The following is an 11,795-nucleotide window of genomic DNA, read 5'->3' as shown; positions in this document are numbered from 1 at the left end:
GCAATGAAACGATTCAATATATATTTAAAAATTACATTTTTAAGCTTTTTTTTATTTTCCTCATGTGAGGAACTAGATTTACAACCCATAGATTCTACCTTACTCATAGAGGATGAAGTATATTCTACTTACGATGGTTATGTGGGAATGTTGGCAAAGTGTTATGCATCTTTCGTACTACAGGGTCAAGGCGACGGTGACGTAGACATTTCCAGAGATGGGGGCAGAAGCACGTTTAATAGGGCTTTGTTTTATCTGCAGGAATGCCCGACAGATGAAGTTTTGTTTCATAGTTCCAGTGGTAACGGTACATGGACACTTATCAGCATGAATTGGAACCCAGGAACTGAAGTTGTAGGCAATATGTATTATCGCTTATGGATATCTATAGCATTTTGTAATGAATTTCTTAGAAAGACAGAGCAAAATGTAATGGAGCGTTACGGGGTATATAATGAGGCGAAAGATGAAGTTGGCTATTGGAGGGCGGAAGCCCGATTTCTCAGGGCGTATTGTTACTATCTCCTGTGCGACCTTTATGGATCTGTGGGCTGGATTGATGAATCTTCGCCCAATGGTGCCTATCCTGTTCAAAAAACACGCACCGAAATTTTTAAATATGTAGAAAGTGAACTTCTCGATATAGAAGACGATTTAATGCCTGCGGATAAAAAAGTTTTCGGTAGAGTGAATCAAGTGGCCGCTTGGTTTGCATTGAGCCGATTATATCTGAACGGAGAAGTTTACACAAAAGAAAGTTACTACGATGAAGCATATCGCTATGCTAAAAAAGTGATCGAAGATCCCAATTATGCATTGGCACCAAATTATATTGAGAATTTCTTAAAAGACAACGATACCAGTCCTGAAATTATTTGGGCACAACCACATGATGACACCAATAGCCAAAGCCATGGTGGAACTAACTTTTTAATTAAGTACTCCAGTCATAAATTTATGATCAACCAAGGCTTGGAATTAGGAATAACAAGTGATGCTCCTTGGAACATAAATGGACGCCTAAAAACCAACTTGATCGATAAATTCGATATAGAAGACCAAACCTATGATCCTTTAGACACATGGTGCGATAAAAAGAAAGACAAACGCGCACTATTTTACGGAGGGCCATTAACAGGAGACCAGAGCAAAAACCCAGTAGTTCCGCATCAGAAGGAGACCTGGAGAGAAAACGAACCTTTTGAGAAAAACATAACTTTGGGATATACTTTTACGAAGTGGAGAAATGTAACAAAAGATAGGGCTACGGGAGAAGATCAGAGAGAACAGTATGTAAGTATCGCATTTCCCATGTTCAGAAAGGCCGATGCTTATTTAATGGCTGCCGAAGCCATTCTACGCGGAGGCTCGGGATCAAGAGCGGAAGCCTTGAGTTTTGTAAACGAAGTACGTCATCGTGCCTATAATTCCGGCAATTATATTTCGGACAGGAATGTAGCGGACGGATCGATAACCGATTCCCAACTAGACCTAGATTTTATTTTAGATGAACGAGCAAGGGAGTTATGGACCGAATCAATAAGACGTACAGACCTAATTCGTTTCAATAAATTTACCAAAGGGTATAACTGGGACTGGAAAGGTCAAGATACTTCAGGCAATACCAATCATGAAGGAAAAGATGTAGATGATAAATATAATCTTTACCCCATACCGCAAGACGAGATTCTTTATAACCCGAATTTAACCCAAAACCCAAATTATCTATAAGTGTAGATTCAAGCAGAGTACACTTGAATACGAGTATTGCCTAATTGCCCCAAAGTAGTATTGTAATAGATAGTATGTTCTATCATGCTATCTATTACTTTCTTCTTACGGGTAAAGTTCTACAAAAATCATTTACCACTATAATATTACTCAAGACAGCCTACCGGTTTAACGTATAGTCTTAAGCAATTAATAATTCTATTAAAATGAATAGACGATTTTTTTTAAAAAATGGGTCTTTAGGAATAATCGGATCATCTCTATTTAAGCCTTTTGATTCATCCGCTAATAATATGGGGTATGACTTGGCCCAAAACACAAAAAAAGCCAAGAATATCATCATGATCATTAGTGATGGAATGAGTTCGGGAACACTTCATATGACAGACCTATATCTTTCAAGAAAGTACGGAACGGGCTCTAATTGGCTACAGTTGTACACTGACAATAGGGTAAGTAGGTCCTTAATGGACATGGCTTCGGCCAGTTCTATAGTCACAGATTCTGCCGCGGCCAGTTCTTCATGGGGTTGCGGTGTGCGCGTATACAGTGGTTCCTTAAATATAGGAACAAGAGGGGAAGAACATATGCCGTTATGGCAAAAATTCAAAAAAGCGGAAAAAAAGGCCGGTTGTGTTACTACGGTTCCCATAACCCATGCAACCCCTGCCGGATTCTGTATAAATCAAAAATCCCGTAGCAATCAAGAGCGAATCGCAGAAAAATATCTGCAACAAAAATTTGATGTGATGATGGGGGGCGGCGATACCTACTTTTCTCCGGAGAAGCGGAAAGACAAGAAAGACATGTACCAAAATTTCACATCAAAAGGTTATAAAGTGGTCAAAACAAGAAGTGAGATGCTTTCCGCATCTATCGACCAACCCATTTTAGGCGTTTTTCATGATAACGGATTTCCGTATTCCATAGACCGAGAAAATAGCAAGGAGCTACAGCAAAAAGTACCCACGCTTGCCGAGATGACGCAAAAAGCCATAGAAGCCATGAAAGACCACCCCAAAGGTTTTGTCTTACAGGTCGAAGCGGGAAAAGTAGACTGGGCCGCACATGGCAACGATATTGCCGGACTTATTTATGATCAAATAGCCCATGACGAAGCAATACAAGTAGCCATGGATTTTGCGGAGCAAGACGGAGAGACTTTAGTTATTATCACAACTGACCACGGCAATGCCAACCCAGGCCTTATCTATGGAAATGAAGCGAATGGTAATTTTGATTCACTTCAGAAATACAAGCATACGAATGACTGGATTTTGAGTGGAATCGGAAAAGAGACATCCGTATCGCAAATCAAAGAGCGAGTGAATTATGCCACAGGTATTGTTCTTACCAATGAAGAAACGAAACAATTATTAAGCCATTATACAGATGTACATTCAGAGGAAGGACTTTATAACCCGAGGCATTTGCCTTTTAAATTATTGGCGGAAATACAACAGAAACACACCTCAATAGGATGGATCAGCATGAAACATTCCGCAGATTATGTTGAGTTAGCTATGTTCGGACCGAGAAGCCAATTGTTAAAACCGTTTATTAAAAACACAGATTTACACTATTTAATGCTAGCAGCGGCGGAAGTTGAAAATATATTTTAAAAAACGGGTTGACCCCGGTCGATCATCAAAAATCATTCTTTAGTATAACCTAGCGTCTCCGCCATCTTTAAACGATAATACCGAAGACCAGATCATCTTCAGTTTTTAATACAAAAAAGAACACTTAGGCAGTAGTACATTAACATCGCGACACTTAAGTGCTGGCTATTTCCTGAATTGCCGATACCAACTTATCTAAATCCGATAGGGAATTGTACAAATGCGGGGTTACCCTAACCCCGCTCATTTCTTGATTGTTTTTGGTTACCGTAAAGATCCCGTATCGCTCAAACAAAATTTCTGCCAGTTCGGTAGCATCTACACCTTTGATCCCTACATTGGAAATGGCGCAATGCCGTTGGGCCTGCCGCGGTGTGTTAACGATAACCCCCGAAACATCCCTGACCTTGTCCAACCAATAGTCCGTTAAGTAACGTAGTCGTTCTTCCTTTTGCTCCGCCCCTATTTTATGGTGAAAGGTAATTGCATCTGTGATGGCCAGCTCATTATGGCACGGAATCGTACCTATATGACCAAATTTGCGCATGTCGTCATCCGGGTATTTATCATCTCCGTAAAGGGGCCATACTTTCTCTATTTTTTCCTTCTTCATATATAAAATACCCGTACCTAGAGGCGCCCCTAGCCACTTATGTAGACTAGCACCAAGGTAATCACAGTCGAGATCCGGTATTTTAAAATTAACATGGGCAAAGGCATGGGCAGAATCGGATATTACTTCCACACCATGGCGGTGTGCCATATCGGCTATTTTCCGCACCGGTAGTATTTGGCCCGTGGTATTAATGAGATGGGTAACCATCAAAACCTTGGTTTTAGGGCTTATCGCTCGCTCGTATGCGGCTACGATTTCCTCATCTGACTTGGGGTGGAAAGGCAGGGAGATAATTTTGTTGACAGAGCCAAACCTTCTGGCCCTCATGGCCCAACATTGCAAGACACTGTAATAGTCTTGGTTTGTCATGACCACCTCGTCTCCGGGCTTTAAATCAAGGCCCATGATTATCGTATCTAAAGCCTCGGTGGTGTTGCGGCATAATATCAGTTCTTCAGGGGAACAGCCGGCAAGTTCCGCCACTTCGATCAAGACTCTCGCCCGGTCTTTTTTATAATCGCGACGCAAATAAAAAGAATGATTCGCATTTACCGTTTTTAGGTAATCTACCTCGGCGTTGGTAACCGGAGACGATGTTAAACTGTAGTATCCGTTCTCAAGGTTAATAAAGTCAGGAGATACGCGAAAGGCTTTTCTAATTTCGTTCCAATAATCTTCGTCTTTTGCAAGTGTCTTGGCAGGTACATTTTTATGGTCTGCCATAGTTTTGTATGCTTTCGGCATGCCCACGGTTTCCAAACAAGAAAACGCAGTCATTGCGGTGGCCGCTTTAATAGTATTCTTAAGAAACCTTCTTCTTTCTGTGTAAGACATAGGGTATACCGTATTTTATATCATTTTACGAAGTTAAATTGCGATATTTACTACAATAGTATTACGTATAAATTTACACAATCAATTTAGAAAACACAGCTATTTACAACATAAAACCGTTCTTTTTATTGAATTGAATTTAAGTTGAATTAGGAGTCATATAATCTCTAGTGCAAAAAACCCCCGCTCATCATTAGCATTCATAAAAAACTGTAACCCATATTTTTACTATGCCGTTTAACCTCCTATATTTTCACAAAATAACGAACGGACATAGTTATAGCGAATATATAGATTTTGCGTAAAAAGTATTAGATTTATCCTAAAATAACCATGTTATGCGGCAAATGCCGTATATCCACTAGTTGTAAAACATTTAAAAAGACACTTTACTCAGCGAAAAGAATGGTTTACTCATTCTGATTTTTCAGAAATAGAAAAAGTAATTAATATTGAGTAATAAAAATTTAGTGTTTTTTTAGAACCAACGATTCATTCAGAAAAATAATGAAATACATATTAGTAATAATAACCGGACTTTTTGCATTTAATGCGAATTCTCAATCTGACAATGAAACAATAATATTCTCAAGAATTGGAGAATTGACTGATGAACAAATAAACAATTCAGGAGCCTCACAACTGACTTTCATAACTGATAAACAAAAAGCGGAGGAAATGGCGGAAATGGATATAAAAAATGGAATGCCATTTTTATTGTTAGCTGGTGGAATTGCACCGACAATAATTGCGACTGACCCCAAATTTGAAAAGGATTATAAAATATACTTTTATGAGTTTGGTTGCACTGGACCAGAAAATGAATTAATAATAGCATACAATAAAGTGATATTTGAACATTTGAATAGAGAGTTTGGGAAAAAGTGGAGAAAAGAGGTCAGAAATGACGTTGTTGGACTTAAAGGTTGGTTAAAAAAATAAAACGATTTTACAACACTATATATAGCAAATTGGGCGATTAGTGCTTAACCCAAAAATTGCTGTCTATTTGCAAAGTCGCCAAATCTTTTGATTTGGTATTAAAAGAGAAAAATTAAAACAAAATACAAAAGATTTGGCTTGTGGCTAAACTGAAAGTAATCGCTTATTTTCTGCCCAACTTGCCATATATTTAACGTTACCCAACATTTGACCAAAAACCGTAGAAATTGAAATTTAAAATTGGACTTTCATTATTTTTTATTTTCGGATTTTTCTTTTTTAGAATAATCGGACCAATAATTACTGGAAAATTGAAAGATTTTCATATCAGAAATAACATAGGAATAGTTGAGAAAGCGCCTGGGATTTTTAAATTTTTTAATCTTTTTTTTAAGGCTTTTTCAATATTCTGTTTGATTTATGTAGTAATGATTTGGACAGGTTTTGTAACAATACCGAGCGAATAAATGTTTAGAAAAAGGAAAATTATATTATTTCATTTAGCAGTATTTATACTATTAACTTTATTACTGTTATTTATATCTGAGCCTTTATTAAATAAATTTGCAGCAGGAATTCACAATGTTGGAATGTGGATTGATTTAATGATTTACGGAACAATTGGAATTCTGATATTGACTATTATCTCGTGTATGATTTTCCTAATAAAACGAATCTAATGAAAGAAAGACCTGTTTTGATTTCAGCTATCATTCTGATTTTAATTGTAGAACTGATTTTAATGATTTTGGTTTATAATAAAGTTGGAGCAGAAAGACTTCCTTCTCAAATTGGACGACTGATTTTTCAACTGATTTTCATAACGCTGATTTTGACTCGGAAATCGAATGTTGGTTTATTTATGTTAGCTGCTTATCACATAGTTTCTGGACTTTTTGGAATGTACTCAAAAGGCTCAACTGAATTATTAGGACAAATATTAATTGGTTTTCATTTCATAATTGGAATTATAATATACTTTCACGACTGGATTGAAAACAAAATCGGAATAAAAAACGTTGGGTAACACCGTATATAATTTATTGCTAGTTCTAGCCTACTTACGAAAATCCTCGCGGATTTTCTATTCGGTTTGTATTTGCTAAATTAGTTGCTTGAAACACGCAACAAACCATATACAACAACGTTGTGCGCAATGTGAAACAAAATTCCCTTAAATTTAAATCTTATATTAAGCTAAATTAACCAGGAAGTTCTGTTTAGCGTTTCGGGGGGATATTGCCATATGAAAAAACACAATATCGTAACGGGCTAAATCACTGCGGAAATGACAAGAAGGACGGTTATTTGTATTAACTATACTGCTAATTAATTGATTCTTAAATAATAGGCAAAATCGTAATAAAATAAACACTGCGCACAACAAGCGGTATAGTGCATACGGTTTTTTTATAAATTGCAAATAATATGCACCATGTCGTCGTTTTACGATTGACAGTCTACACTCCGCGTGACTGTCAACCGCACGACACCATACCGCAGCACGTTAGCCACAAGCTGAAAAAACGACAATGACAACTACAGAATTAAGAAATAAAATTAAGGAATCTGAATTACCGAATTGGTTTAATTCTGCTGAAGTAAATATTGTTTATGCTCATATTAAATTTGACATTCAGCTAATAGGATTAAGTTCTATTCATAAATTCTTAACTCAACAAATTAACGGTTGGGAAAAGCAAGAAAGTATTCCGAATGAATTTGAACAATCTAAAAGACATTTCACAAATCTTCGAAATAGAATAGACAACTTTATAAATTCACATCAATCACAAAAAAATGAATCAAACCTTGAAAGTTATTGGAGGCAAGAAAGTAATCAATTAAGAGGTAATTCAAATTACTTTGTTTATGACAATCCACAAACTGAATTTTTAATGAAAATTCATAATGAAAAGCCTAACGCTTTTCAAGGTGCTTATCATTTTATTATTGGTTCACATAGAACAAATAACAAACAGGAATTTATTGGAGCGATATTGGCATATGAATTTGAAACTAAAGACTTCACAGATTTACTTAATAGACGAAATAAAGAAAAAAGTTCAATAAGTAAATTAAGAAATGATTTTCGAGAACAATTAAACGAAACAGAAACCCAGCTGACAGAACATTTGACAAATTCATCAAATGACTATAAAAATTATGTAAACAAAATTGACGAGTTTAAAGTATCTAAAGAATCATTGTTTAACGAATGGTTTGAGAACTCAAAAACAGGTTTTTCAGATTTCGATTCAAATTCTAAAGCAAAAATAAGCGACCTTGAAAAAACATATGAAGAATTATTAAGATTAAAAAAACCTGCTGACTACTGGAAATCAAGAGCCACGACTTTAAAAAACGAAGGATGGAAAGCAATTTATTGGTTAATTGGTCTTTTAGTATTTGCTTGTATAACTCTCTACCTATTGCTTTGGCTAACGCCAGAGGGAATGTTATTGAGTTTCGTAAAAGGAAATGCACAAGCTATAAAATGGTCAATCGTATATGTTACCTTTATTTCATTTCTTGCTTTTGGAATTAGAGCGTTAAACAAAGTTGCTTTTAGTTCATTTCATTTAGCTCGAGATGCAGAAGAAAGAGAACAATTAACTTATGTTTATTTAGCTTTAATAAAAGATAAAGCTGTAGATGAAAAGGATAAAAATTTAATTATGCAATCTCTATTCAGTAGAGCTGATACTGGTTTGTTAAAAGACGATTCTGGACCAACAATGCCGAATGATTTTGCAAGTAAAATAATTGGAAAGTGACAAAGCCAGTGGCTAACACCGTATATAATTTATTGCTGGCTTCTCGCCTACTTACGAAAGTCCTCGCGGACTTTCTTGGTCGGTAATTATTTACTAAATTAGGTGCTTAAAACACGCAACAAACCATATACAAACACGTTGTGGCGAATTGCCTTCGGCCGCGTCCCTACATCGAAAAAAGCAAGACGGGCAACACTCCGTACCCATACCTTTTTTCGATTCCCGGTGCGCTCAATACGCCACAACGGCCCGGGAAGGGCGGCGCAAAAATATAGGGAGCGACCTCAGAGAACCGTAGAGACCTCCCGAAGCAAAACGAAACACAACAAGGGATAAGCCCCACGGATGCCCAGCCCAGACCCTTAACGCGTTTGCTGCGCATCCGCAGGGCCTAGTCCCGGGCCGTTAGGCTTTATTAAAAAAAACAGAACAACTAAATGATTCCAACAACATTTATAAATTATGCAGCTGACACACTAGCCGAAACACAAAACGGATTAACAGGAAGTCGAATTGCCGAATACAGTGCAGCATATGCGATTGACTTCGACATCGAAATTCCTTATCCAGAATATCCATTTCCAGCAGATTTACCCAATAAAAGAACCGCACTTCGAGAAAATTTAAAAGCGTTTAGTTCAGAACAACAGTTTAAAATCATAAAAGAACTATCTGAACTTCCTCATTTTAAAAATAACGCAGGTGTAAAAGATTTAAGAATAAAATTAATCTCACGATATGGAGCATTAGGAGAAGGAAATGCAAAAGAAGAGATTAATGAATCTTTGGTTGAAGAGACACAGCATTGGCTCTCTGAATATCCTGAAGTTTTAAAACTTTACAATGACTGTTTAGAAAAGCACTCAAATGGAATACATCAAAGGAATTTATTGGACGACTTGAGACTTTCATTGGAAACTTTGCTAAAAACTATTCTCGAAAATGGTAAATCGTTGGAAAATCAAATTGCGGAATTAGGCAAATTTATCAATGAACGAAACGGTTCTAAGGAATTGAATAATATGTTTCTAAAACTAATTGACTACTTTTCTAAGTATCAAAATACTTATGTAAAGCATAATGACAATGTAAATGAAAATGAAGTAGAAATCATCATTGAAATGGCAAGTTCATTTATGAAATTTATAGTGAGAATAAAATAACAAAGCCTAACAATGTATATAAAAAATAGGCGAAACAGTAATAAAATCAAAGCTTTTGGCTTGTGTCAAAGTTCGTGCTTAACCGAAAGTTTAGTGCTTCAAAATCGCCTACTTTTCATATACTAACCGTTAGCAACAAGCTGAAAAATTAGATGTGGAATTATGAACTAATATTTGGATTAATCTGCTTCATAATAGGAATATTATTAGGAGTTCGAGAAATTAAACTTTGGAATAATCTAGAGCAAAATGATTACATAAGAAAATCATTTAGTATTCAAAAAATTGGTGGGATTATAGGTCTACTCCTAATTGGAATTGCAACTTTCTATAGATATTTCACATAATTAATCGAATGGATTCACAAACTATTATTACTATACTATCTGTAACATTACCTTTAATTGGTGCGGGAATAGGATACTTATTAAAAAGTAATATTGAAAAGAAAAAGGAGTTAACCAATGAAATAACTAAGGAAAGACGAGCGATTTATCAGCAATATGTAAACCTAATGATTGGAATATTTGCGAATACAAAAGTAAATAAAAAAAACAACCCTGATAAAATGCTGACGGAACTGTATGAATTCTATAAAAAATATGTTTTGTACGCTTCTCCAAAAGTTATAATTGCATTTTCTGACTATTTTCAATTTATGTATAATCAAAACGAAAATGAAGAATTGGACTCTAGAACACATTTGCTTTTTATGACCAAAATAATGGTAGAAATGCGAAAAGACTTGGGATTAAAAAACAAAAACCTTGGGAGAAGTGGTGAAAAATTAATGCGAGCTTTAATTAAGGATTACGACACAATTGTAGGTTAAGAAGAAAAGCCAGTTGCTAACAAAACCTAAACGTAATGCGGACTATAGGGCAAAATCGAAAGGTCTGTGTATATTTACTAAGTCGCTAAATCTTATGGATTTAGCTCTGGAACAATAAAAGAAAAAGCAAAACAATAAGCTTTAGCTACGGCGGCAGACGGAAACGAAATAGTTTCCTTGCCTCCGCACTACGCTTAGCCGAACCGCTGTGGCGAATTGCCTTCGGCCGCGTCCCTACATCGAAAAAAGCAAGACGGGCAACACTCCGTACCCATACCTTTTTTCGATTCCCGGTGCGCTCAATACGCCACAACGGCCCGGGAAGGGCGGCGCAAAAATATAGGGAGCGACCTCAGAGAACCGTAGAGACCTCCCGAAGCAAAACGAAACACAACAAGGGATAAGCCCCACGGATGCCCAGCCCAGACCCTTAACGCGTATGCTGCGCATCCGCAGGGCCTAGTCCCGGGCCGTTAGCGTTCATTTCAATACTCAGACTAATAGCTACTTAAATATAAACAGACTGAGGGTTTATATTATTTTCTTTTTAACGATTTTAATAACAGCTTTCTTGTCACTAATTCACTTTATTTATTATCTTCTTGGTCTATATCTTCTTGATGAGGACTGACTTGAAGACCTTGATGAGGACTGGCTTTGCTCTAGACCTTGATAAATTTCTATAAAGCGTAATTGATTTGAAATTGCTTTGATAGGCTTAAAACCAGCAGAATTTATATGAGTATTAACATCCTTAAAGGCATCATTATATAATGGTTTTGCGGTGAATCCTCTTGGATTACCTTCTTTACGTCCTTGAGCTAAGTTACCACTGAGTTGTTTAAAATCACCTCCGTTATCATTTACCCATTTTTCCATTTTGTTCCAATAATTTTTAAATTTACCTTGGTCTATAGTATTTCCCACCTCTCTTACGTCATTTTCGGTAGTACCATTATTAATAAGGCTACTTAAAGTTCGTTTATCCACGACACCTGTGTTGACAAGTTGTCGTCCCATTTCTTTTGCAATTTCTGTATCACTAAACATTTTGATGTGTTTTTTAATAAAGACAAATTAAAAAAGAAAAACCCTATTATTTCTTATACTTTTTTAATCCAGATTAGCTTCTATAAATGATTTTGTTTAAAAGAAAGATATTTTAAATCTAAAACAACGAAACGCTAACAAAGAACTGAGGCAAAAAACAAATAAATTCTTCCTTAATCTGAGACAATATTATTCTAGGCCCATAGATTCCAAAATCAGTTTCTTCGG

9 protein-coding genes are annotated in these 11,795 nt (G+C 36.2%); 7 read left to right on the top strand and 2 right to left on the bottom strand.

Annotation, left to right across the window (positions count from 1 at the left end; genetic code table 11):
• The first annotated feature begins 3 nt into the window (after positions 1–3).
• Entirely contained in the window at positions 4–1,731 is a 1,728-nt protein-coding gene (locus BW980_RS22770) for a RagB/SusD family nutrient uptake outer membrane protein (RefSeq protein WP_076453823.1), read from the top strand.
• A 206-nt stretch (positions 1,732–1,937) separates the two neighbouring features.
• On the top strand, positions 1,938–3,353 hold the full coding sequence (locus tag BW980_RS04775) for an alkaline phosphatase (RefSeq protein WP_076453822.1): 1,416 nt from the start codon (positions 1,938–1,940) through the stop codon (positions 3,351–3,353).
• 154 nt (positions 3,354–3,507) lie between these two features.
• Here the strand turns inward: BW980_RS04775 and BW980_RS04770 are convergent, their stop codons facing one another.
• Positions 3,508–4,803 carry an aminotransferase class V-fold PLP-dependent enzyme gene (locus BW980_RS04770; protein ID WP_076453821.1) on the bottom strand — a complete coding sequence of 432 codons (1,296 nt, stop codon included), beginning with the start codon at positions 4,801–4,803 and terminating at the stop codon, positions 3,508–3,510.
• A 507-nt stretch (positions 4,804–5,310) separates the two neighbouring features.
• On the opposite strand from BW980_RS04770, the gene BW980_RS04765 reads away from it, so the two are divergent.
• The 5 genes from BW980_RS04765 to BW980_RS04735 all read left to right on the top strand — a co-directional run bounded on the left by BW980_RS04765 (position 5,311) and on the right by BW980_RS04735 (position 10,517).
• Positions 5,311–5,745, top strand: a complete 435-nt coding sequence (locus BW980_RS04765; RefSeq protein ID WP_076453820.1) for an FEKKY domain-containing protein — start codon at positions 5,311–5,313, stop codon at positions 5,743–5,745.
• Between the two features lie 679 nt (positions 5,746–6,424).
• A complete protein-coding gene (locus BW980_RS04750) occupies positions 6,425–6,772 on the top strand; it encodes a hypothetical protein (protein WP_076453817.1) in 348 nt (115 codons plus the stop codon).
• A 505-nt stretch (positions 6,773–7,277) separates the two neighbouring features.
• Complete coding sequence (locus BW980_RS04745; RefSeq protein WP_076453816.1) at positions 7,278–8,522, top strand: DUF6161 domain-containing protein; 1,245 nt, start codon at positions 7,278–7,280, stop codon at positions 8,520–8,522.
• 437 nt (positions 8,523–8,959) lie between these two features.
• Positions 8,960–9,685, top strand: a complete 726-nt coding sequence (locus tag BW980_RS04740; protein WP_076453815.1) for a hypothetical protein — start codon at positions 8,960–8,962, stop codon at positions 9,683–9,685.
• Positions 9,686–10,040: 355 nt separating this feature from the next.
• Positions 10,041–10,517: a hypothetical protein gene (locus tag BW980_RS04735; RefSeq protein ID WP_076453814.1), complete on the top strand. Its 477-nt coding sequence runs from the start codon at positions 10,041–10,043 to the stop codon at positions 10,515–10,517.
• A 594-nt stretch (positions 10,518–11,111) separates the two neighbouring features.
• On the opposite strand, the gene BW980_RS04730 is transcribed toward BW980_RS04735, so the two are convergent.
• Positions 11,112–11,567: a hypothetical protein gene (locus tag BW980_RS04730; RefSeq protein ID WP_076453813.1), complete on the bottom strand. Its 456-nt coding sequence runs from the start codon at positions 11,565–11,567 to the stop codon at positions 11,112–11,114.
• Positions 11,568–11,795 lie beyond the last annotated feature (228 nt).

Source organism: Zobellia uliginosa, assembly GCF_900156625.1.
Lineage (GTDB): Bacteria > Bacteroidota > Bacteroidia > Flavobacteriales > Flavobacteriaceae > Zobellia > Zobellia uliginosa.
This window is presented reverse-complemented; position numbering and strand designations above follow the sequence as displayed.